At 69.0% G+C, this 25,528-nt stretch carries 13 protein-coding genes and 1 pseudogene; 7 read left to right on the forward strand and 7 right to left on the reverse strand.

Annotated features, from left to right (window positions below):
- Window positions 1–231: 231 nt before the first annotated feature.
- A pseudogene (locus ACFYPM_RS31445) lies at window positions 232–407 on the forward strand (transposase); the annotation flags it as partial.
- Window positions 408–467: 60 nt separating this feature from the next.
- Here the strand turns inward: ACFYPM_RS31445 and ACFYPM_RS31450 are convergent.
- Both ACFYPM_RS31450 and ACFYPM_RS31455 read right to left on the reverse strand, forming a co-directional pair.
- A complete protein-coding gene (locus tag ACFYPM_RS31450; RefSeq protein ID WP_387204805.1) occupies window positions 468–1,331 on the reverse strand; it encodes an RNA polymerase sigma factor in 864 nt (287 codons plus the stop codon).
- Window positions 1,332–1,645: 314 nt separating this feature from the next.
- The gene (locus ACFYPM_RS31455; RefSeq protein ID WP_387204808.1) at window positions 1,646–3,802 is read right to left on the reverse strand and encodes an MMPL family transporter; all 2,157 of its coding nucleotides are present in this window, start codon (window positions 3,800–3,802) and stop codon (window positions 1,646–1,648) included.
- Window positions 3,803–4,205: 403 nt separating this feature from the next.
- On the opposite strand from ACFYPM_RS31455, the gene ACFYPM_RS31460 reads away from it, so the two are divergent.
- The 3 genes from ACFYPM_RS31460 to ACFYPM_RS31470 all read left to right on the forward strand — a co-directional run bounded on the left by ACFYPM_RS31460 (window position 4,206) and on the right by ACFYPM_RS31470 (window position 6,900).
- Window positions 4,206–4,745: a PadR family transcriptional regulator gene (locus tag ACFYPM_RS31460; RefSeq protein ID WP_387204811.1), complete on the forward strand. Its 540-nt coding sequence runs from the start codon at window positions 4,206–4,208 to the stop codon at window positions 4,743–4,745.
- 1,037 nt (window positions 4,746–5,782) lie between these two features.
- On the forward strand, window positions 5,783–6,268 hold the full coding sequence (locus ACFYPM_RS31465) for an SRPBCC family protein (protein ID WP_387204814.1): 486 nt from the start codon (window positions 5,783–5,785) through the stop codon (window positions 6,266–6,268).
- 8 nt (window positions 6,269–6,276) lie between these two features.
- Window positions 6,277–6,900, forward strand: coding sequence for an SRPBCC family protein (locus tag ACFYPM_RS31470; RefSeq protein ID WP_387204817.1), 624 nt, complete (start codon window positions 6,277–6,279; stop codon window positions 6,898–6,900).
- 66 nt (window positions 6,901–6,966) lie between these two features.
- Here ACFYPM_RS31470 and ACFYPM_RS31475 read toward each other — a convergent pair whose 3' ends face one another.
- Together ACFYPM_RS31475 and ACFYPM_RS31480 are read right to left on the reverse strand one after the other, a co-directional pair.
- On the reverse strand, window positions 6,967–9,663 hold the full coding sequence (locus ACFYPM_RS31475; protein WP_387204820.1) for an AAA family ATPase: 2,697 nt from the start codon (window positions 9,661–9,663) through the stop codon (window positions 6,967–6,969).
- Between the two features lie 113 nt (window positions 9,664–9,776).
- Window positions 9,777–10,226 (reverse strand): VOC family protein, encoded by a 450-nt coding sequence (locus ACFYPM_RS31480; RefSeq protein ID WP_387204822.1) that lies wholly within the window; start codon window positions 10,224–10,226, stop codon window positions 9,777–9,779.
- Between the two features lie 125 nt (window positions 10,227–10,351).
- Between ACFYPM_RS31480 and ACFYPM_RS31485 the strand changes: the two genes are divergently transcribed.
- The 3 genes from ACFYPM_RS31485 to ACFYPM_RS31495 all read left to right on the forward strand — a co-directional run bounded on the left by ACFYPM_RS31485 (window position 10,352) and on the right by ACFYPM_RS31495 (window position 18,598).
- Window positions 10,352–11,152, forward strand: a complete 801-nt coding sequence (locus ACFYPM_RS31485; RefSeq protein WP_387204825.1) for a helix-turn-helix transcriptional regulator — start codon at window positions 10,352–10,354, stop codon at window positions 11,150–11,152.
- A 154-nt stretch (window positions 11,153–11,306) separates the two neighbouring features.
- On the forward strand, window positions 11,307–15,677 hold the full coding sequence (locus tag ACFYPM_RS31490; RefSeq protein WP_387204828.1) for a glycoside hydrolase family 9 protein: 4,371 nt from the start codon (window positions 11,307–11,309) through the stop codon (window positions 15,675–15,677).
- Between the two features lie 83 nt (window positions 15,678–15,760).
- Window positions 15,761–18,598, forward strand: coding sequence for an ATP-binding protein (locus ACFYPM_RS31495; protein ID WP_387204831.1), 2,838 nt, complete (start codon window positions 15,761–15,763; stop codon window positions 18,596–18,598).
- 69 nt (window positions 18,599–18,667) lie between these two features.
- Here the strand turns inward: ACFYPM_RS31495 and ACFYPM_RS31500 are convergent, their stop codons facing one another.
- From ACFYPM_RS31500 to ACFYPM_RS31510, 3 genes are all read right to left on the reverse strand, one after another.
- Complete coding sequence (locus ACFYPM_RS31500; RefSeq protein ID WP_387204834.1) at window positions 18,668–22,165, reverse strand: phosphatidylinositol-specific phospholipase C domain-containing protein; 3,498 nt, start codon at window positions 22,163–22,165, stop codon at window positions 18,668–18,670.
- 494 nt (window positions 22,166–22,659) lie between these two features.
- Window positions 22,660–22,968, reverse strand: coding sequence for a DUF4395 family protein (locus ACFYPM_RS31505; protein ID WP_387204837.1), 309 nt, complete (start codon window positions 22,966–22,968; stop codon window positions 22,660–22,662).
- Window positions 22,969–23,175: 207 nt separating this feature from the next.
- The gene (locus ACFYPM_RS31510; RefSeq protein ID WP_387204840.1) at window positions 23,176–25,338 is read right to left on the reverse strand and encodes a hypothetical protein; all 2,163 of its coding nucleotides are present in this window, start codon (window positions 25,336–25,338) and stop codon (window positions 23,176–23,178) included.
- Window positions 25,339–25,528 lie beyond the last annotated feature (190 nt).

Below are 25,528 nucleotides of genomic sequence, written 5' to 3' on the forward strand. Positions count from 1 at the left end.
GTTGGTGGTGCTCCTGGCTGAGCTCCGAGTGGCGCTGGGGGGGGGGGTGCGCGCTGGGTTGTTGGACCTCGCCTTCAGGGGCCGGCCGGGGGGGGGGGGTGGGGGGGGGCCCCCCCCCCCCCCCGACGTGGCCCCTGGGCCAAACGTCACTAGTGCCCTGACCACAAACGTTGGCCGGGTAGGGTGACACACCGAGCCGGGTCCGTCGGCGTCATCCACCAGCATGAATCCGCGGTCAACACCCTCGCCGCTCTGAAATCGATCCGCGCGAAACGGCCAGACGGCGCGCCGATCTACGTCATCCTCGACAACCTGTCCGCGCACAAGGGCATCCCATCCGGCAGTGGGCGGCCCGGACCAAAGTCGAGCTCTGCTTCACCCCGACCTACGCATCCTGGGCCACCCCGCAGCCAAGGCCGCCCTACCAACCCGGCGAACGTTTGTGCGCAAGGCACTCGCACCGCGGGCTAGAGAGCGCCTCGACGAGGCGGCTCGGCGACCAGTCGTCGTCCAGCGCCGGCTGTTGAGTTGCCGACACCCGGTGCTGGCAACCCGAAGCGGGGACAATCAGCCTCGGACGGATGTCGCCGTTTGCGGATGTCCGTCGCCGCAGGTGATGCAGAGGCTCGCGTCAGTTCTCGGCCCCCAAGTCTAGCGCTGGTACGCTCGTCCGCCCCCGAGACGCAAGCCGGGACCTGCTCGTCCGCCGTGGTCATCCGGCCGGCATCGACTTGATTCAGCGCCCTGCGAAGGTCGTTCAGGCACCGGGACCGCACCGGCCCGACCGACCCGGGGGCCAGGCCAAGCGACTGCGCGACCTGCGCGTAGCTGAACTCGTCCATCAGGAGCGCGAGCATGTGCTGACAACGAGGGGACAGCAGCTGGAATGCCTGCCGCAGCCGCTCCGCCCCTTCCCGCGAGAGAACCTCCTCCTCCGCCGAGGCCGCGCTACGCTGCCCGCGTTCAAGGACCACGACCTCGTCTGTCGGTGCCGGCAATCGCCTGCCACCCAGATGTCGTAGCACCTCGCGCCGAGCCACCATCGAAAGCCACTCGGCCAATCGCTCCGGCTGACGCAATTGATCGAGCCGACGCCAGAGCCGGAGCCAGGTGGCCTGGCTGACATCCTCGCAGTCCGCCTGGCTCAGCCCATACGAGCGCGCGATCGCGCTAACCAACGGACCGAACCGGCGTACCAGAGTTGCCCAGGCAACCTCGTCACCCCCTCGACATGTCAACACGAGCGACTCCGTTGTGGCCGACTTCTTCACGAGGCCCCCTACCGAAGGTGAAGAAATGCCCAATTGCGCCTCGGTGACACGTGGGACCATCCCGGAGATTCGTACCGGGCGACCACGTTCGACCGGGCATGCCTGCTGCACGAGTCCTTTGCGCTTGGTCCGGGTGATGACACGATGAACTCAAATAATATGGAGCAAATTAAGGACTCAGCATAGGAGACCGTTGATGGTCTGTCAAAAAGTTATGGCCGTGGGTCGCATTTATTAACGTGCCCGTAAGGTGACCACGTAGGCGCGCACGCGCGACCGACGTGACATAATTCCTTGCTCTCGCCGTGTCCATGTAGGCCCACCTGGGCATCGTCGGACGTCATCCCACCGGCGACGTGCCCGGCCCGGAAATCTCAACTCTTCCGGTTGATCACCACATCGACGCCCCCGCCGGCGTTCGCCGAACCAGGACCGCCCGGCACCCCGTTCCCGGCGGGCGCCGGCTCTTGGCCCGGGCCGTCCGGAAGACCGTCGTGCTCCTTGATGCCGTGCCGATCCCACCAGCCGGCGACGGGCGCCGGCAGCCACCACGCGGCACGTCCAAGAAGCCGCATCGTGGCCGGCACCAGCAGTCCCCGCACGATGGTGGCGTCCACCACGATGGCGATCACCAACCCGACACCGACCATCTTGATGAAGACGACTCCAGAGGTGGCGAACGCCCCCACGACCACCACCAGCAGGAGAGCCGCACTGGTGATGATGCCGGCCGTACGTTGGACGCCGACGGCGATGGACTCGATCGGGTCGCCGGTGCGGTCCCACTGTTCCCGGATCCGCGACAGCAGGAAGACCTCGTAGTCCATCGAGAGACCGAAGGCGATGGCCAGCATGAGGACAGGCATCGTCACGTCGACCATGCCGGTGGGTGTGAAGGCGAGCGGTCCGGCCAGGTTGCCATCTTGAAAGATCAGCACCAGCGCGCCGAAGGACGCGCTCAACGAGAGCAGGTTCATCACGACGGACTTGAGCGGCAGCAGCACCGAGCCGAACGCGATGAACAGCAGCACTAGCGAGGTCACCAGGACAAAGAGCCCCATCCAGGGCAACCGATCGCCGACAGACGCGAGCAGATCGACCAGTTGGGCCGGACCACCGGTGAACAGCACCTCGGTCCCCGACGGCGGGGGCACGGCACGCAGCGCGGCGAGCAGCTCCCGTGCCTGCTCGGACTGCGGGTCGAGTGCGTACCGAAGGTCGATGCGCGACACGCCCTGCCCGGTGGCGACGAGTTGGGCGCTGTCCACCCCGGACACCGCGTCTAGCCGGCTGATGTAATCCTTGACAACCGCCTGCTGCTCGGCGCTCTGAGTCGCAGCGTCCGACCGGATCACCGCGGCGCTGATCACTCGTGGCGGGCCGCCTGGGAACCGCTCGTCGAGCACCTCTGCCACGGTCCGGCTCTCCGACCCCGCCGGAAGCACCCGCTCGTCCGCGTTACCCCACTCGACCCGCAGGAAGGGAGAGCCCAGGACCAACAGGAGGGCGACGATGCCGATGCTGGTCAGCACCGGACGGCGCATCACCCTGTGCACGAAGAGGTACCAGCCACGACCGGGATCCTTCGACGACGCCTCGGCCGACCTGCGCCGACGCGGCATCGGCACCCGCAGCGCGTTGATCCGATGACCGACGACGGCCAGCACCGCCGGCAGCATCGTCATCGAGCCGACCAGCGCCAGGAGCACCGCCGCCACGCCCCCGAATCCCATCGAGCGTAGAAAGACCTGGGGGAAAAGGGTGAGACTGGCGAGCGAGATGGCGATGGTGAGGCCCGAGAAGAAGACTGTCCGCCCGGCCGTGTTCATGGTGCGTACGATCGCGTCGCTGACCGACCTGCTGATCGGCAGTTCCTCCCGGAAGCGGCTGACGATGAACAGCGCGTAGTCGATGGCGAAGCCGAGACCGAGCATCGTGACGATGTTGATAGAGAACGGCGACACGTCGAACCAGTTGGTGAGCACCCGCAGCAGGGTGAACGACCCCAGAATCACCAGGCCCCCGACGAGCAGCGGCACCAGCGCCGCGACCGCGCTGCGGAAGATCAGCACCAGCAACACAAGCAGCAGCGGGATGGAGATCGCTTCAGCGAAGAGGATGTCCTTGGCGACCTGGGCACTGATGTCGCGTGACACCGCCGCTGGCCCGCCGAGCTGCACCGTCAAGCCGGGCGCGGCCAGGTCGTCTTCGATTTCCCGCAACGCCTCGCCACGGTCGGCCGCGTTGTCGCCGGCGAGTTGTATCGCCACGTACGTGGCGCCCCGGTCGGTCGAGACGAAGGCATCCTGGTTGGTGGACCAGTAGGACGTGGTCCGGGCGACCAGGTCGGCGGGCAGTGCGGCGATGACGCCATCCACTGCGGCGCGGAACGACGGATCGTCCACGGTTCGGCCCTCGCCGTCGTACAGTGCGATCACGTCGACCGTCTCGCGCCCCAGGGCCTGCTGGATGCGTTCCTGAGCGCGATAGGACTCGCTGGCCGGGTCGTCGAACCCGCCTTCGGCGTGCATGGCACTGAACAGTCCGGTGCCCCAGACACCGGAAAATACTACAAATGTTAGGGAGAGTGCCAAGAACAACCAACGTCCGCGCACAGCGGCGCGACCCAGAACACCGAACACATCGACCCCCCGTGTTAACGCATCGGCGCAGCGTCGCCCCACCCATCGACGACCGTCCGGCCCATCGCCACTCTGGCATCTGGCACAGTGGAACGTCAAGACCTTCCCTTATGCTAGGTCGTCAGAGAGAAGACTCCGCCCAGATCAGAGATTTGCCCAGGCCGCTGGTGCCCGCGACGACACCGGGGCGGGCCAGATGAGCCGGCACCAGACCCGGTGCCGGCACCACCGCACGGGGCGCGACGGGCTGCCAACCCGGACACGGCCGGCACTACGACGCAGGAGGTCGGCTATGCCCAGCAAACCGTTAAACTCCACTGCCGCCTCGATGCTGGGTCTCCTGCACCAGGGGCCAATGACAGGCTGGGACCTCCTGAACTCCGCCGAGCGGTTGATCGGCAATTTCTGGTCGCTCACGCAGAGCCAGGTCTACCGCGAACTCGCCGCTATGGAGACGGCCGGGCTGATCACCGCCGGCACCCGCGGCCCCCGGGACCGCCGGCCCTACGAGCTGACCGATTCCGGCCGGGACGCCTTCGCGGAATGGGTCAACCGCGAACCGGGGAGGGAGCACATCCGCATCCCGCTGCTGCTCTCCATTGGATTCGGCCAGCACATCGACCCTGAACTACTGGCGCACTACGTCGCCGAGCACCGTGCCCGGCACGCCGAACGGCTAGCGAATTACTTCGATGTGATTCGGAATGCCGAGGAAAGCGGGCTCCTACCCGACCTGTACCGGCGGGAGACCCTGCGCTTCGGCCTCATATACGAGCAAGCGGTACTGGAGTGGTTCGACAGCCTGCCGGCCGAGGTACGCGGCGAGAGTTGACCCGCGGCCCCGCCCGGTTCGCCGCCCAGCACGACCAGGACGAACAGAAGCGGATTCGATGACTGACGCACGCAGCCCCGCGTCTTGGCGGTCGCGGGCGCTACAGGCGGTCGCCTCCCTCGCGGGTCTGGTCGTCGTACTGGGCGATGGTGCGCGAACCCGACCAGGCTGCCCGACCTTCATCTGCGTCGACCCTCGGCAGCGCCAAAGGCCGACCGTGGCGATCTGACCGGGCGCCTCGGGCTGTCGAAGGAGAGCACGACACGACCCGGCTGGGCCCGTGCTAGGCCACCGCGCTGTTGTGACGGCCCGGCTGGCACTGCTGGTCAACGAGCAAACCCTGCTACCGGTCCTGCTGCCACTAGCACCAGCGCGCAACCTTCCCGCCCGCGTCCCCGACGAGATCGCAACGGTCCTCGACGCCCACCAGGTGCCTAATACCTTTGTCACTGACGAGCAGCCCCCGTCGTGGTAGCCGCACTGAACGACCGCGATCAGCTGAAGGCATGGACACTGTTTCAACCGGAATCGCATCAAGTTGGTCGGGCGGGACGATCGGGACATCCGGGCCGACGCGATCACCATGCCGGCATCCCGTCAACGCGCTTGGCCCGAGCGCCCCAGGGTCCCAACGCGACCGCTTGAGACGCCGCACGAAAACAAACTCAACGACGGGGCAGCCGTGACGCACTGCCGAAGAACCTCCCGGCTGGGACCGAGGGCCGCAAGGCCGGTTCGCTCGCCTCGCCGCGCGCGGTGCCACTCATGCCGAAGCCGAGCATCAGCACGGAAAGGAGTCCCGAGATGATCCCCAGCAGCACCGCTGCGACTCGGCGAAAACCTGTCGGGCTGAGGCTGGCAGCCGGCACGGAGGTAAGGACCTTCACCGTGGCCGGCCCACGTAGGGCGAACTAGGTAGTTCTTGCCGATGTGTAGCGGTTGCCGTCTTGGCACGATCGCATCTGCCGGGTGTGGATCTAGCGGCTCGCTCTCATGCCCGGCGATCCGATGGTCAGTGACCGCAGAGAGGCTTCACGATGGAGATCATTACGGACACCGACGAGGCCGGCATTGACGTGTCGGCCCCGGTGGTCAGCCGCCACAGCGTCACGGTGAACGCGTCGGCGGAGGCCGTGTGGCGGATCCTCACGGACATCGACGCATGGACGACCTGGCTGCCAGAAATCCCGTACGCACGCGTGGAAACACCCGGTCCGCTCGCCCCGGGCTCCGTGTTCCGCTGGTCGGCCGCGGGGATGGAGATCGAGTCGACGATCGTCCAGGTACGGCCGTGGGAACGCCTGGTGTGGCGGGGATACGGTGACGGGCCGGACGGGGTCCTCGGTGTCCACGTCTGGGCGCTCACTGCGGTCGGCGACGGTGTGGAGGTGTCGACCGAGGAGTCCTTCGCGGGCGCGCCTGTCGATGCCGACCCTGGGCCGTTCCAGGAGGGCCTCGACACGACCCTCGCCATGTGGCTGGAACGACTCAAGGGCACCGCCGAGGCGCTGGCCGCCTCATGAAGAGTCGGGTGTTTGCCATCGCGACGGCAGTGGTAGTAGCCGGCCTCGTGGGCACCGCAGGTGCGCCGGCTCGGGCCGAGGTCAAGCGCGATGTCGGTGCCGACCACGCGACGGTGCGATGTGCGGGACGGACTGTCGACACCGCGGCGAAGATTCGCTATCGGACGGAGACGATGATCGACGCTCCGCTACGGACCGTCTGGAAGTTGCAGACCGACGTGGAACGCTGGCCGTCGTGGCAGAAGCCCGTTGTGTCGAGCAAGCGGCTCGATCGTGGCCCACTGCGTCCCGGTTCGTCGTTCCGGTGGACGACAGCGGTCCCCGAGACCGCGCTGAATCCCGCCACGACCCTCGTCGTCACATCCACCGTCCGGCAGATTGAACACCAGAGGTGTCTTCGGTGGGACGGCCCGGCGATCGGAGCGGGGCTGCGCATCGACGAGGGGGTGCACGTGTGGACGTTCACCGAGATCGACGGCCGGGTTCTCGTGCGTACCGAGGAGACGTGGCGCGCTGACCAGGTGGAGCAGGACGTCGATTTCTCCACCGTGGCCCTCGGGGCGGGCCTGGAGAAGTGGCTGACGGAGCTGAAGACGCGTGCCGAACGGGAGTGTGATCGGGCCCGGCGCTGAGGTGACCAAAGGGCCCCGCCGGTCGTACCGACGGGGCCCTTTCGTCGCTCGGTCGGCCCGGCTCCGTCATCGGAGTAGTTCTCGTAACTGCCGGCGTGAGGTGATGCCCAGTTTGCGGTAGAGGTTGCGCAGGTGGGCGTCGATCGTTCGCGGGCTGACGAACAGCAGCGCGGCGACTTCCTTGGTGCCGGCGCCGGAGGCGACCTTGCGGGCGACGAGTAGTTCGCGGGCGGTCAGCCCCGCGAGCGGATCGGCGTCGTCGGCCAGGGTCGGCTCGCCGATGGCATCTAGTTCGCGGGCGGCGCGGCCGGCGAACCCGCGCGCGCCGATGGTGCAGAGCAGTTCGTGCGCGGCGCGCAGCTCCACCCGCGCCTCGGCGCGACGGCCGACCCGTCGCAGCCACTGCCCGTAGAGCAGTCGGGCACGCGCGTAGTGAACTCGCATCCTGCTCCCGGCGAACCGGCTGATCGCGGCACGGTAGTGGTCCTGCGCGCCGAGCCCCGGGTCGAGCAGCGCACTCGCCAGTAGATGCGCACCGGTCGTCCACGCGTTCGGGTTGACCCGTGCGACATCCCCGATCCATTTAGCCGATTCTTTGGCTTCTCCGGGACGTCCGACGTACGCGGCGGCTTCGACCAGCTCGTGGTGGAAGACGGAGGCGGCGTACGCCCCGCGCCGGTGCTGGTCCCGTACGAGCAGCAACGCGTCGATCGCGGCCTCATGGTCGCCGCTGCCGTTGCACAGAACGCCGATCGCGTAGTGCAGCGCGGTGGGTTTCACCCCCACCCGGTCGCGCAGCCTCTCCCGGATCTCGCGGAACCGGTCGACGTCCCCGCTCCAGGCGGCAAGCATCAGGTCGGACCCGACAAGGTTTGACGTCCCGGCGGCCTCGTCGACCGCACGCGCCTCGATGATGCAGATCTGCGCGTCGGCGAAGCGACCCACGATCGTCCGGGCGACCGCCTGGAAGCGCAACGCATGGGGAAGGATCGCGTAGGCCCCCTGCGCCCGGGCGAGTTCCACCTGACGGTCGGTGATCTGCTCCATGGCATCGCTGTCACCGATGTCGACGCTCAACACACAGGCACGTTCCATCCACCACGGATCCGCGCCGGGCGTGCGGGCGTGGTCCCGGAAGGCGTCGACCGTACGGCGCATCATGGGCATCGCCTCGTCCACCGGGCGGAGATGCTGCTCGACCAATGCCCGCAGCAGCAGGTCAACCGGACGTTGCGGCTGACGCTGGGGTACCCGTTCCCGGATGTGCAGGGCGAGCCGCCGTAACCTCCCCGGCTCGTCGACGCTGAACATGAGCGACGCGAACGCCTCCAGGTAGGTCTCGCGGACCTCGTCGGGCCCCACGCCGTCGGCCGCGTCGATGAGCGCGATCGTCGCCGGGATGGTGCGCGCCACGTGATAGTCGATCGTGGCGCGCAGCAGCCGCGCGGCATGGCGGTCGGCGGGGTCCGGTTGGAGACGCTCGGCCTCGTCCACCAATTCCCGGGCGGCAGATGGTGCCCCCGAGCCCATCCGCGCCCGGGCCGCGGACAACAACCGGCGGGCCCGCCGCGACCGGCCGGGGGTCAGTCGAGCCGCGCGCTCGAGGAACGCGGCCACGGCCGCGAGTCCGCCGCGGCGCTGTGCCCGTCCGGCCGAGCGCTCCAGCTCGGCCGCGGTCTCCTCATCCGGGCCGGTGATCGCGTTCGCCTGGTGCCAGGCGCGACGGTCGGGATCGACGTCGGCGTCCGTACCGGCGGCGAGCGACGCGTGCGCCTGCCGTCGCGCCCCTGCGCCAGTCGACAGGTACACCGCGGAACGCGCCAACGGATGCCGGAAGTGCACCCGCGGCCCGGCCACCAACAGGCCGCTGTCCTCGGCCGCGGCCAGGTCCACGGCGTCCAGCCCCTGGATCGCCATCGCGCGGCGCAGCAGAACCAGGTCGCCTGTCGGCTCTGCCGCGGCCAGCGCCAGAACCGAGCGCGTGGGTGCCGGCAGCCGCAGGAACCGACTCACGAACCGGTGTTCCACGGCGCGGTGCCCGGCGTCCCCGGGTAGCCCGAACGGTCCGGCGTCGCGGGCGAACTCCACCAGGGCGAGCGGGTTGCCGGCCGCTTCGGCGAGGATCCGTTGCACGATCGCCGCCTCGTGGCCGAACGACGCCCGATACCGCAGCAGGGTGAGGGATTCCGAATCGGTGAGCCCGGTGAGGGTGACGGCGGGCAGGCGACCGAGCCCCGACACCGAGGCGGCGTCACGGCCAGCGAACACCATGGCGACCCGCTCCACCGCAACGCGTGCCGCGACGAAGGCCAGTACCTGCCGCGAGCCGGCGTCGATCCACTGCACGTCGTCGACCACGCAGAACACCGGCCTGCGCCGGCCCAGGGCACTCAGCAGGCCGAGAACGGCCAGGCCGACAAGCATCGGGGTCGGCGTGACCCCGGCCTGCAGCCCGAACACCGCGTCGAGCGCGCTCCGCTGCGGCACGGGGAGCCCAGCGCGGTCGTCGAGCACGGGTGCGCACAACTGGTGCAGGGCCGAGTAGGGCAGCTCGCTCTCGAACTCGACACCACCGGCCCGCAGCACCCGCCATCCGTCGAGCCGCGAAGCGGCCGCACCGATGAGCGTCGACTTGCCGATCCCCGCAGCACCGAGAACGAGCATCGCCCCGCCACGGCCCCGCGCAGCGGCTGCCGTCACCGAGGCGATCTCGCCCAACTCCGCCTCGCGGGCGACGAACAATCCCGACCTGATATCTGTCATCAGCTTCTGCATGTCGCCGGACGAATGATGCCCTCCGGTTGTTCGGCCCACCGATGGTATCCAGAGCAGCGCACCGACCGGGACGGGCGCCGGGTCGGTGCGCCGGCGCGCTCCTACGAGGGCAACTCGAACAGTTCCAGCTGGATGCCGTCGGGGTCACGGAGATAGAGGATCTTCGTCCCGGCCAGCGCCCCCGCTTCGACGCCATCGCCGTCCTGGAGCACGACCGGATCGGCGTTGACGTGCACGCCCCGCCGCACCAGGTCGCGGTGCGCCGAGTCGAGGTCGTCGACCTCAAAACACAGGTGCATCACCCCAACGTCAGAGTTGCGCCCGGTGAAGGGCCTCGGCCGCGGGCTGTCGTACTGGATGAGTTCCAGCAGGACGTTGTCACCGGCCAACGCGAAGGAGGCCCGCATCGACGCGTTCTCGACCTCGACAACCGCACCGATCGCCGGATTCGTCGCCGAGATCGTCACCCCGTTCGGCGCGATGCCGAGGACGTCCTCGTACCACCTCACCGACCGCGCCAAATCGCTGACCGGCACTCCGATGTGATGCATCCTGGTCACTCTGCTCATGATCCCCATCCTGACGGGCCGAGCCAGCGCTGTGGAAGGCACCGGTCATCCGCGTACCGCTGGTACCACCCAGCTCCCCGGAGGTCCGATGGCGGATCATGGGGCTCATGAATGACCTCGGAGCCGCGTTGCGGACCTGGCGGGATCGCACGGACCCGGCTGCGGTCGGTCTCACGAACGCATCACCTCGCCGCGTCGCCGGGCTACGACGCGGCGAGCTGGCAGCACTGGCCGGCATCTCCCCCGAGTACGTGGCACGCCTCGAACAGGGCCGGGCCGCCACACCGTCGGCACAGGTGTGCACCTCACTGGCCCGCGCGCTACGACTCTCCGACGACGAGGAGGCGCACCTGATGCGCCTTGCCGGCTTCGCCGCGGCCCCGGACCGGATACCCCACCTGATCCCCAGCAGCCTGCACCGCGTCATCGGCCACCTCGACGACACCCCGGTGGCCGTCTACGACGCCGTGTGGCGGCTGCTGCACTGGAACCGGCTGTTCGCGGCCGTCTTCGGCGACCCCGCCGGCGCCACCGCCGATGATGGCAACGCCTTGATCGTCCAGTTTGAATCCCGAAACCCCCGAGTCCGCCAGACCGACACCGAGCGCGCCTACTTCGAGCAGTCGTTGGTGGCCGACCTGCGCGCCACCAGCGCCCGCTATCCAAACGACCCCGACGTGGCGGCACTGATCTCGCGGATGGCCGGGAACGACAGGTTCCGCCACCTCTGGGCCCTCCGTGCCGTGGCCCAGCACGAGAGCGCGCACAAGACCGCCGTCCACCCGGACGTGGGCGCCATCCCGCTGGACGCCAACGTCCTGACCACCCAGAACACCGACCTGCGCCTCGTGGTCCTCACGCCTCGGCCCGACACCGCCGCTCGCGAAAGACTGGATCGACTGGGTTGACGACACCGGTTCCGGTCTGGACGAAGGAACCCTGGGAGGCAGCGGCGGAGCGCACGCCGGCCAACTCCCCCGGCCCGAATAGGTAATTCCTACCGATGCGGTACGGAGCTCCGCTATCGCATGGTCGTTGTGGTCGAGGGCTGGAGGATCTGACGTGGGCGTGGTGCGCAGGCGGCTGGCCGCGATCATCGCAATGACGACGGTGTCGACGTTTCTGTACGCCCTGGAACCGCCGACACCGGCGGCAGCGGTGCCGCAGGACCGGGTCACCGCGTCCTGGAACATGCAGGGCCAGCACCAAGGGGGCGAAGAGCGTCCGGAGTCGCGGTGGCTGACCGGTGTGCAGCAGATTCTCAACCAGGAAGGGGTGCAGGTCGCCGCGCTCCAGGAGGCGGGCAGCACACCGCCCGACCGGGCGGTGTGGACCGATCGGCAATTCGCCGATGCCGGCATCACCGAGCATCTGTACAACATCGGCTCGGAGAGCCGCCCGGACCTGGTGCAGATCTACTGGGCCGACACCGGTCAACAACGCAACGGCCTGGCCATCGTCACCCGGGAGACGGTGACCGACGCCGTGATCTTGCCGGTGCATTCGCGGTTCAACTCGCGGCCGATGATGGGCGTCCAGATCGGCACCGACTGGTACTTCACCGCCCACGCGCAGTCCAACGGTCCGAACAGTGCCAACGACGCCCCCGACATCATCGAGAGGGCTCGGCAGTTCATGGCTGGTCGCCCCACCGGCGAATGGATGGTGCTGGCCGACTTCAACCAGGAACCCGCACGGATGCCTGCCGCGTTGCAGAGCCACCTCGTCGCGGCGGGCCAGCCCACCCACGAGGGCGGCAGCGAGCTGGACTTCGCCTATGCCAGCAACGGGAACAACAACACCATCAACGCCGAGGTTCGCGGCGGGAACTCCGACCACAGGTATATCCGTTACGTCGTGAACGCCGGCTGTGGCTCCGGCGGTGGCCTCGCGCCCCGGACGACCACCGAGCGAGACTGTTACGCCCCGGTTCCCGGCGCCACCTACCGCTTCTTCGCCCGCCACCTGGAGCACGCGGTGATCGCGCTGAAGACGAACGACGGCGACGACATCGGACCACACGTCAGGACGCCCCGCGGCAGCCTCGACGAGGCCCTCCAGGTGCGCTTCAGCACGGCGGGCGGCCAGTACCAGCTCGCCTGGCCGCAGGCCGACCCGGCGACCGAACGGTGCCTGTCCTGGGACGCGAACTCCCGGGACACCGGCAGCACCCTCTGCTCGGAGCAGGCCGAAATCTCCCGTTGGCAGTTCAAGGACGGGCAGATCTTCACGCCTGGGCTCGGCGGCTCCCTGCAACCCTCCGCCAACACTCTCGGAGCGCGGTTGGTGGTCGCGCAGGACTTCTACCAGTGGCGGCCGGAGCCCCGCGACGGAATCGGCCCGCGCTGGGACCCGATCGGCGAGTTCCGGGACGCCACCCCGGCCGGCGCGGAGACCCACTTTCCCGACCTCGACGGCGACGGCGACGCCGACCACGTCATCGTTCAGCCCGACGGCCGGATACCGGCGTGGCGCAACAACGGCCCCCGATCCACCTGGACCGCCCTCGGTGACATCAGCCCGCCGGACCGGGGCCTGCCCAGTACTGTGCACTTCGGCGACCTCGACGGCGACGACCGGGACGACTACCTCCGGTTGCAGAGCGCGGACGAGTCGCCCACCGGGACCCGGGTCATCTGGATGTCCCGCAACGAGTCCGACGGCGCGCAGATCCGGTTGGCAGCACGCTCGATCGTGGCCAACGACCTGCGCTACGAGAACCCGCGCTTCGTCGACATCGACGGCGACGGAGACGACGACCTGATCAACTCGGACCGGCTGAGCAACGCCAGCCTCTGGGAGAACCGGTCCCCGGGCCGGACGCCGGTGCCGGGAGACTGGCACTCGGTCACCGGCTTCGCGACCCCCGCCGACGGCTATTACCAGACGTCGTTCACGGATGTCACAGGTGACCGCCGGGCCGACGTGCTGCGCGTCGACTACCCCAGCGGCAAAGTCCAGGCCTGGGAGAACACCGGCGCACCGTGGAGCGCGACGACCGGCTGGCGGTCCCTGGGCCCGATCCGTGACGATGGCCCGTTCGCCGGCACCACAGGTCTGTTCGCCGACCTCGACGCCGACCTGATCGGCGACTTCGTCCTGGTCAGCGCCGCCTCCGGCGGTCTCGACGGCTGGCTGCTGCCCCGCTACGGCAGCGCGGATCCCGGCCCGGGACAGCCCGGCCAGGGCGGTGGGCAGGAACTGCCGGCGGGAACGCTGCCGGCGTACGGCGGTGGGCCACCGCGACCACAGCTCGATGGACGGCTGTTGCAGAACAGTACGTTCACCGGCACGGACAAGCCGTGGTGGGTGAACGCCGGGATGACGCCGAGACTGGCGGGCGGGACCTTCTGCGTCACCGCGCCCGCGTCCACCAACCCGTGGGACGTCCTGGTCGGGCACAACAGCATCTATCTGCCCGGCGGTGCCACGTACACGCTCCGGTTCCGCGCCCGCACCAGCGCGGCGGCGAACCCGCTGATCTACCTCGCGCCCTTCGACAACCCGACAAACGTCACGTACGTGAACCAGGGCTTCACCACCGGCGCCGCCTGGAAGGAGTACGAGTACCGCATCACGACGACCTACTCGGAGCCGTACCGGTTGGCCCAGCTCCAGTTCCGGCTCGGTAAGTCCAGCGCGCCCTACGAGTTCTGCATGGACGACGTGACGCTCACCGGCGCCGAGTACGCGTACCGGGCCGAGGCTGGGCCGGAGGTCAGGGTGAACCAGCACGGCTACCTGCCCAACGGACCCAAACGAGCGACGTTGCTGTACGGCGCTTCCCACGCGGTGCCGTGGACGCTGCGCCGCGCCGGCGGTGGCGCGACGGTGGCGACGGGCCAGAGCACCCCGACCGGCTTCGACGCGTCGGCCAGCGCCATCACCCACGTCATCGACTTCAGCCACGTCACGGCCACCGGTCGGTTCGAGTTGGTCTACGACGGCTGGGTCGACAAGCCCAGCCACCCGTTCGATATCCGCGCCGATCTGTACGACCGGCTGCGCACCGACGCGACACGGTTCTTCTACACCAACCGCAGCGGCACCACGATCGACGGGGGTATCGCCGGGGCGGCGTACGCCCGCCCGGCCGGGCACGTCGCGGAGTCGCCAGGCGGTGGCGACACCCAGGTGCCCTGCCAGCAGCCGAAAGCGTTCCTGAACAACTGGACCTGCGCCTACCGGCTGGACGTCACCGGCGGCTGGTACGACGCCGGCGACCACGGCAAGTACGTCGTCAACGGTGGTATCGCGACGTACCAGCTCCTGTCGGCCTGGGAGCGCAACCGGCCGGCGGCGCTCGGCGACGGCACCCTCGCCGTGCCGGAACGTGGCAACGGTGTCCCGGACATCCTCGACGAGGCCCGCTGGAACCTCGACTTCATGCTGAAGATGCAGGTGCCCGACGGGCTTCCGCTGGCCGGTATGGTTCACCACAAGGTTCACGACGAGACCTGGACCGGGCCGCCGATGCTGCCGCACCAGGACAAGAAACCCCGGGAACTGCACCGGCCGTCGACCGCGGCCACCCTGAACCTGGCCGCCGTCGCGGCCCAGGCGGCGAGGATCTACCAGCCGTACGACGCCGGCTTCGCCGCCCGGCTGCGGGCGGCGGCCGAACGTGCGTACGCGGCGGCCCGGGCCAACCCGGCGCTCTTCGCGCCGTACGAGGACCGCAGCGGCGGGGGGCCCTACAACGACGGGGACGTCTCCGACGAGTTCTACTGGGCCGCGTCCGAGCTGTACCTGACCACCAGGGACGCCGCCTACCTCAGCGCCGTCCGGGTCAGCCGGTTCCACACCGCCGGTACGGCCTTCAGCCAGAACGGCTTCTACTGGGGCTCGGTGGCCGCGCTGGCCCAGCTCGATCTGGCCCGGTTCGGCACTGGGTTGAGCGACCGCGAGCAGATCAAGGGGTGGGTGGTCGCCGCCGCGGACCGGTTGATCTCCTTTCAGAGGGCCGAGCGCTTCGGGCAGACCTACACCCCCACCACGGGACGCTACGACTGGGGCTCGAACGCGTCCATGCTGAACAACCAGGTCGTCCTGGCCACCGCCTACGACCTCACCGGCAACGACAGGTACGCCGACGCCGTCTTCGAAGGGCTGGACTACCTGCTGGGCCGCAACGCCCTCGGGCAGTCCTACATCACCGGCTACGGCAGCAACGACGCGAAGAACCAGCACAGCCGGTGGTACGCGAGATCGTTCGACGCCCGGTTGCCGAACCCGCCGGCGGGTTCGGTTGCCGGGGGGCCCAACTCCAGCCTCCAGGACCCACTCTCGGCGAGTTGGTTACACGGGTGCGCCCCACAGCTCTGCTACGTCGACAATCTCGAAGCCTGGTCGGTCAACGAGATCACCATCAACTGGAACTCCGCACTGACCTGGGTTGCCGCATTCGCCGCCGACGTGGCTGGCCGTCGATGACCGGGCTGACGGCGCGGGGCAGCAGATGGATCTGAGGCACGATGCTGACATCCGTTGACTCTCCAGGGTTTCTGATCGGGCGCGTGCCCGAACTCGCGGAGCTGTGGGACGCCGTGCAACGGCTGCGTCTCGACGCCGGCGGCGTGGTCTGGATCGAGGGCGAGCCGGGAATTGGCAAATCGTCCCTGATGGCGGCCGCTGCCCACGTTGCCAGAGAGCTGGGCTGCCAGGTGTCAGCGGGTGTCGTCGACCAGCTGGCTCACCCGCCACTGCTGGGCGTGCTCCTCGACTGCCTGGAGATCGGGCCGCGCTCGGCAGATCCCCAGCGGGCGCGCATCGCGGCGATCCTGAGCGACAGGCGGTCCGTCCTCGATCTCACCGACGCCAGTCACGCCGCCGTGGCCGTGGAAATGGTCCTCGCTCTGGTCGACGAGTTGTGCACCGCCAGCCCGATGATGCTCCTCGTCGACGACGTGCAGTGGGCCGACGACGCGTCCCTCGATGTGTGCCGCCGGCTGGCCGCGGCCGCCGCACACCTGCCGATACTGCTGGTCCTCTCCTACCGTCCCGGCGCTCACCGGTCGACCGTGCGGCGGTTGCGCGACATCGCACTCCGGCGGGACGTGGTCCGCGTTCCGCTCGGCCCCCTCGCCCCGGAGTCGGTCCGCGATCTGCTCGCCGCACTCGTGGGCGTGCCACCGGGGGGCGGACTCGTCAGGCTCGCCGCTCAGGCGGCCGGCAATCCACTCTTCCTGCGGGAACTGGTCGCGTCACTGGTTCGCGAGGGCCTGCTGGACATCGGCGCGCGGGCCGAGGTGCGCGACTCAGATGCCGGCGTGGTCCCGAGATCGCTGGCCGCGGCCCTGGAAGGCAGGCTGAGTTCCGTCCCGGCCGGCACCGTCGAGTTGATGCGGGCGGCCGCGCTGCTCGGCGGCGAATTCGCGGTCACCGAACTTGCCGCGCTGCTCGGCCGTCCGGCGATCGACTTCTCCGCCGACCTCCAGGAGGCGGTGACGGCAGGCATCCTGGTCGAGGCCGGCCCTCGGCTGCGATTCCGGCATCCGTTGCTCCGGCAGGCCCTATACGACGCGATGCCGGCCGCGTTGCGCGCCGCACTGCACCTCGAGGTGGCACGGGTTCTGGCGGTCGCCAGCGTCGAACCGCAGCGTGTGGCTCAGCATCTCCTCTCCTCCGGCGTTGTCGGGGACCGCTGGGCGCGGCGGTGGCTGGCCGGGGCCGGACCGGTGCTGGCGGGTTGGGCGCCGCACCTCGCGGCCGAACTGCTCCGCCGCGAGGTGGACCACGACCCGGGTGACGAGGACGTACGGGTGGTGCTCCGCATGAACCTGGCGCGGGTCCTCATCGCCGCCGGCAAGCACGAGGAAGCCGCGCAACGGGTGCGGCAGACCCTGGGGTTGGTCGTCGACCCGGACGACCGTGGGCAGCTGAACTGGATGCTCGCCCGCGCGCTCTTCAGTGGCGGACACAACAACGCGGCGGTGGCCCACCTGCACCGGGCCCTCGCCGGAGTTGACCTACCCGACGCCTGGCGGGCCCGGCTGCTCGCCTCGCTGGCCATGTTCCAGCGGGCGGGCTCCGGTGACCTGGCGGCGGCGGACGCCACCGCTCGGGACGCGCTGCGCACGGCAGCCGTGGCCGGAGACGCCTTCGCGACGGCGTACGCGCTGACGGGTCTCTGGGCCAGCCACTCCGTGCGACGGCAGCACCGGCTCGCCCTGCACAGCGCGGAGAGGGCGATCGAGGCGCTGGGCCTCGTCCCCGACCACGTCGACCTGCGGGCGTTCGCCCTGCACGGACGGATCTTCTCGCTCCAGAACCTGAGCCGGTGGACGGACGCGGAGGCAGCGCTGCGTGAAGCCCGGGACTTTCTGCGCGCGGCCAACCGCATGGACGACACGACCGCCGGGGTGACCGCCGCCGTGCTGCTGTTCTGGCTGGGGCGGTGGGACGACGCCCTCGCCGAACTCGACGCGGTCGCGCAGGACACCTCGACGTCGACGTACCGTGGGCTGCGCGAAGGCGGCCCTGGGTGGCTCTGGCACGGTGTGTCCGCGCTCATCGCCGGCCATCGGGGCGAGCGGGCCAGGGCCGCCGCCCATCTTCGAGCGGGACTCGACCGCCCGGTCGTGACCGTTGCCGATCGGGAAAACCTCGACTTCCTGCTCGTGGCGCGGTCCCTCGCCGCCGAGCAGGACGGCGACCTGCGGTTGGCGTTGGACCATTTGGGCGCTCTTCTCGATCGACGGCCAGGGGAGATGACCCTGACCCACCAGTGGCTGCCCCGGTTCGTCCGACTCGCTCTCGCGGTCGACGACCGGTCGGCGGCGGAGGCCGGGGTACGCGTCTGCCTGGCGGAGGCGGCGGCAGAGCAGGTGCCGGCGCGAGCAGCCGCGTCCGCTGACCGGTGTCGCGGCCTGCGCAGCGGCGACCCGGTGACTATTCGTTCGGCCGTGGCGCACTACCGGGCGAGCGGGGTGCCGGTGGAGCTCGCCGGGGCGCTGGAGGATCTCGCCGTCGTCCTGGCCGAGCGGGGCGACACCGCGCAAGCGCGGGTAGCCCTGCACGAGGCGAGCGACCTGTACGGCGGTTTCGGCGCTACCTGGGACATCCGCCGGGCCGAGGCCAGGCTGCGCAGTCGCGGGGTGCGGCGGGGTGTACGGGGTGCCCGGGCCAACCGTGTCGGGCATGGCTGGGCCGCGCTGACGCCAACCGAACGGAAGGTCGCGATGCTGGTCGCGGCGGGCCGCTCGACGTCGGACATCGCGCAGAACCTGTTCCTTACCCGCCGGACGACCCAGACGCACATCTCGCGGATCCTGGCGAAACTCGGCATGCGTAGCCGGGTGGAGATCGCAAGCGCGGCGCTGCGCGAGGGCCTGGGCGGCGTGGTCGACTGCTGACGGGCGTTACCGGACGGTGCCACCCGTCCGGGCCTCGCCGGACCCGGACGGGTGCTCCGCACACTGACGCTAGCTGGCCGGGCCGATGAGCCGCCAGGGCTCCAGGTCCGAGTTGGCCCCGGTGCCGGGCAGGTTGCCCTGGGTCCACCACTTGGCCTGCCAGACCTTGCCGGCGTACTTCACTGTGGTGTTCTCCACCGACTGGGTCGCCGGGTTGTAGACCTTGCCGGCGTCCCAGGCCGGTGCCGAACACCCGCCGGTCGCCGGGATAACCTTCGCGGCGCCCCGGTTCTGCTCCGGCACCGGGGCGAACGTGGTGCCGCCCAGCCTGACCGTGGTGTTCACCGGCCCGGTAGCCGGGATGTAGTAGATGATCGGCACGTCCAGGCTCTGCCCGGGCGGGATGATCTGACAGTAGTCCAGGGTGAGGCTGACCCGGTGGAAGGCGCCGGAGAGCCCGGTGCCGAGGTTCGGGCCGGTGTGCCCGGCCTGCACCTTCCACCGGCCGCCCTGGGCGCCGGTCTGCCAGTTGCCGTCCTTGATCAGCGCAGGCGTCGAGGTCGGCAGGTCGAAGGAGATGACGTTGTCCCTGCCGCCACCGATGGTCACCCCGGTGTTGTTGCTGATCCGGACGGTCGGGGTCAGCGGCCACAGACTCGTCGTGTCGGTCGGGTAGCGGACCAGGTCGACTGTCACGTCGACGGCCAACGCCGGACGCTGCACCGCACTGCCGGCGCTGCGGCTGTCGCCGTACGGGGCGGCGCCCTGGAGCCGTTCGTGCAGCCGGTTGGTCAGGGTGTAGCCCATCACGCAGGGGCTGTCGGGGGTCGCCTCGGCCGGGCACTCGTAGTCACCGGAGAGTTCCCACATCATCACGCCACCCGCGCCCTTGCGGTTGACGTAGTCGACGACGTGGTCGAGGCCCTCGGTGTCCTGGACGGAGAGGTAGGTCTTCTTGTCCGGGTTCCACAGCCAGGCGGTGCGGGTGGTCGCGTCCCAGTGTCGGTCGTACGTGCCGGTGCGCCGGTCGTTCGGGTCGCTGTCCGGCGTGAGGCCGACCGCCTTCGCGTAGCGGGGGGTGAGGTCGCGTTCCAGGTTCTTGGCGTGCCACATCGGGTTGACCCCCGCACCGACCTCCCGACCGTTGGCATCGACGTCGTGCCAGATGTTGTCGATGCCGACCGCGCCGTCGCCGCACGGACGGACCAGACCGGTACCCGGCTGACAGTTGCTGCCGACGGACCTACCCCACATCCCGTTGCTGCCACCGGTGACGTTGCGCCAGCCCCGGCTGTAGTACGGGATGCCGATGTTGATCCGCCCGGCCTGCATCGCGCCGCGCAGGTGGTGGAAGGCCCAGTCGGTGTTGAAGTAGCCGAGCTTCTGGTACTCCGGCGTGGAGTACAGGTCGCTCAGCTCCGGGTCCTTTCCGTCGTCGTGCAGGGCGGCGTTCGGACCGACCACGTCGTTCCAGGAGCCGTGGTAGTCGTACGCCATGAGGTTGGTGTAGTCCTGGTAGCGCAGCGCCTTCTGGTTCTCCATCCCCCGCACGAGATAGCCGGAGGCCGACGTGGCGGAGGTGAGCAGGTAGTAGCGCCCATTGGTGGCGGACGCCCGGTCCAACTTCTCCCGCAGCGTCTTCATGAGGGCCGTGTACGAGGTGGGCAGTCCCTTGCGACGGGACCGGGCATCGTTCCAGTCGTTCGGGTTGCCGGTGTCGTCCAGCACGGTCGGATACTCGAAGTCGATGTCGACTCCGTCGAAGCCGTACCGGCCAAGGAAGTCGACCACCGAGTCGGAGAAGGTGTTGATCCCGGCCTGGTTGGTCGTACCGTCGGTGTTGGTGGTCATGCCGTAGAAGCCACGGCTCTCCGCCCAGCCGCCCACCGAGATCAGCGTCTTGACCCGGGGGTGCTGACGCTTGTAGGTGGTCAACAGGTTGAAGTGCCCCCGGTACGGCAGGCTCTGGTCCATCTCGGTGCCGGGAACGTTCCAGGTCATGCCGGTTGCCGGGTTGTTCGGGCCGTCCGCGCCGACCGAGATCCGGTTGTTCTCGACCCGGGCGAACGCGTAGTTGACGTGGGTCAGCTTGGACCATGGCATGTTCTTGACCAGGTAGGAGGGCTTGCCGTCGGCACCGGTACGGCTGCCGTTGAAGTAGCCGATCACCCGACGGCTCCGGCCCTGGCCGAGCCACTCCCGGCCGTCGCCCTGGTAGACCCGGCAGTAGGGGGTGCTGGTGCCGGCGGTCGGGATCATGCCGTCCGGGCGGCACTGCGCGTGGTCGGTCGGCACCAACGGGCGGGTGCCGCCGTTGTCACCGCCGGGATGCTGCTCCATCGGGTCGCCGGCGCCGCCGTTGCGGCTGCCACCGGCCCGGCCGGCGGGGTTGCGGGCGACGATCTCGTCGATCAACTTCCCGCCCGGGAAGTCCATCATCACGATGCCGAGCCGGTCCATGCTCTCTCGTCCACCGAAGGTGCCCGCCCGGTTCGGATAGAACTCCGGGCACCTGTCGCTGCTGCCCCGCAGGCACTGGATGAGGAACTCGTTGACCCCGGTCGCCGTGGGGGTGCCGCCGGCGACCGTGTACGGATGGGCGAAGTCCCCCGTACCGCTGGTGAAGTTCATGTACAACGCGCCCGGCTCGTGATTGTGTCGAGTCTGCTCACCACGGTTGGCATCCCACACGCCGTTGGTCTTGCGCAACTGCGTTCGGACCCTCTCCCACTTGTCGTCGATGTCGCTGACCAGGGGGACGCTGTAGTCGTCCTGCACGTAGCCGTCGTAGGAGCCGCCAGCCGGGTAGAGCTGCCCGATCCCGTAACCCCCGTAGATACCTCCGGCCGGTCCTCGGAAGCCGAGCAGGACGATTTTTCCGCGGACCGCGCCGAGGGTCGGCGTGGTCGTCTGCTCGACACCGTCGACCGAGTCGCTCCAGAACAGGCTGTCCCAGGCCCTACCCTGTCTCGTCTCGTCGCCGTTGCCGGTGTGGTAGCGCCCGGTCAGGTACGAGTCGAACACCTTCCGCCGCCATTCGGTGCTGCCGTAGCCCTCGGCGTCGGCACAACTCCCTGCGCTGGCCAGGCACTCGGCCTTGAGATTCAGGAGCACCGTCTCGGTCGGGTTGGCCCGCAGGAAAGTCTCGATCTTCGTGAGGACGTCGGTGAAGTTGGCCCACTGGTAGTAGACGCCGTGGTGGACGGTGAACGTCAGCCCCGCGTCCCCCTGGTCCACCCGGACTCGGATGTCGATCGACCGGATACCAGCATTCAGCTGGGCGGCCAGGGTCTCGGCGCTGTACCCGAGGCGTTCCTGCGTCTGGGTGAGGCTCGTCGAGATGAACTCGCAGTCGCTGCCGTTCTGGCTCGCCGAGTGACCGCAGAGAGCGAGAGTGTCGTGGGTGCCCGGAATCGACAGGTCGGCCAGGCTGGCGTCGTCCGACACCCGTGACATCCAGTCCCGGTTAGCCTCGGCGGCGGATCCGATGCTGCTGTAGTGGTCGTTGGCGAAGGCCGGCGTGGCCGGACCGGCGACAGTTGTCGCGGTCGCCGCGACCAGGGTCATGACGAGCAGGGCGATCGCTGGCCTCGGCTGTCGGAAACGCCGTGGCCACCCGAGAACCGGCTTCTTCGCCGGACCCGGTGGGGCGGATGCTGAGTGTGTCGTCGGCATGGCAGACCTCCGGCAGGCGTGATCGCGCGTGCGACCACGCATCGATGGAACTACCCGCAGTCTTGGTGCCGCGCCACGTCGAGACATCTGTCAGATGACGACGATGTATGCCGCCGGGTGCCGCCGAGGGTGGAGTTCACCCAGCACCGCACGCGTGGTGTGTCCAGCCGACGCTCGGTCCAGGAAGGGGCTTACGGCGATCGACGACAGCACGATGTGGTCGGCGACGCAGCAGGCGGAGCTGGTAGGGGGTCACAGCCGGGCTCGGGACATGCAGGGGGCTGAGTGCACCGAAAGCAGGAACACAGCGCCGGGGACTCCGGCCGGGGAGGTAATCGGAGAGATGAGCGGGCCTGCGGCGAATCCGAGAGTTCCACTTTGTCAGGTCACCAAGATCGCTGTGCTCCTGACCGCGCCTGCGGTGATCCCGGCGGCGATGCAGCCACCGGCAACGACGAACACGCGGCGGCCCGATTATCCGTCCGCCGGCACGCGGCTCCAGATGTCGTCGCATTCGGCGCAGACGCCTCGGGGATCCATCCGATCCGCCTGAGCCCCGCGAAGATCGCGCAGCCCACGCAGAACGCGAACACGGATTCGAGTGCCGCCGCCACGAGCACCGCGCCGAGGACGAGGTATGCCGCTAGGTGCGACCCGAACCCGATCGCCAGCACAGCGGCGGTCAGGGTCAGCACAGCGGTCGCGCGCCGATCTCGTTTAGCACCGGCCGCAGGGTCCCGATCTTGTCCTGCTCCGCGTGCACTGGAAGGGCGTCGCCGACATCCTCAGGGCGGCCGGTGGCCCGCCGGGACGCTCGTCCGGGTAGATCCAGGTTCTTCGGGCAGTGCGGTCCGGAAAACCACACTCCGTAGCGCATGAAATTCGGCGATAGCTACCTCACGTCAGCCGCTCCGGAGCCGCTCGGACAGCTCGCAGACCGCCGCCTCGTATCGGTCGTCCGTCACGTCCGGCTGATGACCGCACACCGGGGGCCAGACCGTGTCACGGCCTCGGGCGTCGAGATCCTCCGGATCCCGGAGCCGGCGGTCCACCTCAGACCGCCGACGCAGGGTGTCGTCGCCTTCGTATCCGCGGGTGAAAATCCAGCCGCCGAGGGGGTCGGTGTCACGCCACAGGTTCACCCAGCGCCAGCCCAGCCTGCGGCCCGCCTCAGTCAGCACATCCGGGCCCACGTAGGCCGGAAACAGCGTGCTGTAGATGCGTCCGAGCGGGGAACCGTGTGTCAGCAGAGCGACTCTGGACAGCACCGACGGCTCTAGTTGCAGGACGCTCGCCAGAGCGAGTACCGACCCGTGGCTGTGCGCCGCTACCAACACGTACCTCCCCTGCCGGACCAGCATGCTGATACGGCAGGCAAGTTCGGGCACGGCGCGCTCGGCGTAACACGGTGGGGCGAAGGGGTGAGCGGCACGCGGCCAGAACATCCCGAGGTCCCAGAGCATGCCGATGTAGCGACGAATAGTCGTCGTCCGGTAGGCGAACAACCCAACGAAGAACAAGACGACGAACAGCAGTGCCATGAGGTAGCTGCCAAACTGGGTGCCGGCACTGACGAAATCGGACGGCAGGCCGAACAGGTCCTCCACGGCGACACTCGGCTGCAGCTCGTCCAGAGCCAGAGCTGTGAAACCCAGGCTCAGCGCGACGACGCAGCAGTGGACCACCCCGAGCGGACAAAGCTGTTCGGTGAATCGCGCGCGGGCGATCGCGTCGCGCACTCGTGCCCGCCGTCGGGCCGTCCTCGCATCTGCCGCCGCCTCAGGATAGTCGCGCGCGACGATGTCGTCCGCCGCCCGCCGTCGGTAAATCCGCGTGAGCAGCACCATTACCACACCTGTGACCGCTACGCCGAGGACCGACACGAAGAAGCCGAACATCGTCCACTTGTACGGCAGAACAGGGCTGGTGGGCAGCACATCGGGAGTCGGCAGGTCGCGGTCGAGGTAGTCCGAGACACGGTAGTTGAGCTCGCTGGCAAAGCTGACCGCGAGTCCTACCGCCAGACACGCGAACAGCGGCGCACCAAACCAGCGTAGCTTCCGAAGGCTGCCATCCCGACCCACCAGTGCCGCGACCCCGAGCAGCACCAGCAGGACACCCTGTGTCCCGAAGAGCAGGACGACCGCGACGTCGTGGCCGGGAAGTCCGTTTCCGGCGGGCCACTCGCTGCGGTCGAACGCGACCCGTCCGATGACGACGACCGTCACCACCACGGCAGCCGACCGCAGGGCACGGACCACCGCATCGACCACCGAGGTGCCGGCTACGGCATCAATGACGGACGGTACGCACAGCAGCACGACACTGGCGACAAGGACGAGCACGGCGCAGACCGTGAGCAGGACGTTGACCGGGCTCGGTCCACGCGCAGCCCACAACACCGCAACCAGACTGAGATCGAGCACAGCGAGACCGGTCGCCACATGGATGGAGCGAAGTCGCAGCACTCCCGGCGTGGCGTTGGGAGTGCCGATCGCGCCCAGTGGTGTATCGGCCGGCGCACCCGTGGGTGAGATGAAGTTGTCATACCAGTGGCCGCACCAGGAGCCCGCCAGCCACAACACCCAGATCGCGGCGACGGGCACCAGCGCCAGCAGTGCAATGCGCAATCCGACCGGTTGACCGCCGAGCCAGGACAGCCAGGTTCGACCCCCGAGGCAACTACCCAGGGACATGCACTTGCAGGCGAGCAGGTCCAACGCCACACCGACGAAGGACAGGACGTACAGGGCCGTGAGGCTCAGGCCGACCAGCCGGCAACCTACCCAGACCACACCGCCGCTGACCTTCGCCCTCGGCCGCATCCAGGCCGCCGCGTTGCATGCCATGAACGGCAACAGCAGCACCAGCGACAGCGTCCTCGCGGCCGCACCGCTCCGCAGATCGCTCCACTGGTATGTCTCCAACACCACGCCGCAGGCACCTCGGGAGTCGCCATAGCCTTTACGGGGCCGGTAGAAGCCAGCCTTCCTGTCGCCGGCGACCCGCTGCACGTGCGGCCGATCCAGGATGTCGTCCGCGCCGGCACCCATCACCCCGTGCACCCGCAACTCGACGACGTCACCCGGCGAATGGCGTGGCCCATGTGCACAGCACGACGATGACTCCGGCATTCTTACCTCACAGGCTGGAACAGGCCTCGGAGTGAAGCGCTGGCCAGCCGCGCATACCCGAACGGCCCCATGACAGACCTGCAAAGCTTTCCGCCTCAACACGCTTGCGAAGACCCGACCA

This window comes from Micromonospora sp. NPDC005203, assembly GCF_042872705.1.
GTDB lineage: Bacteria > Actinomycetota > Actinomycetes > Mycobacteriales > Micromonosporaceae > Micromonospora.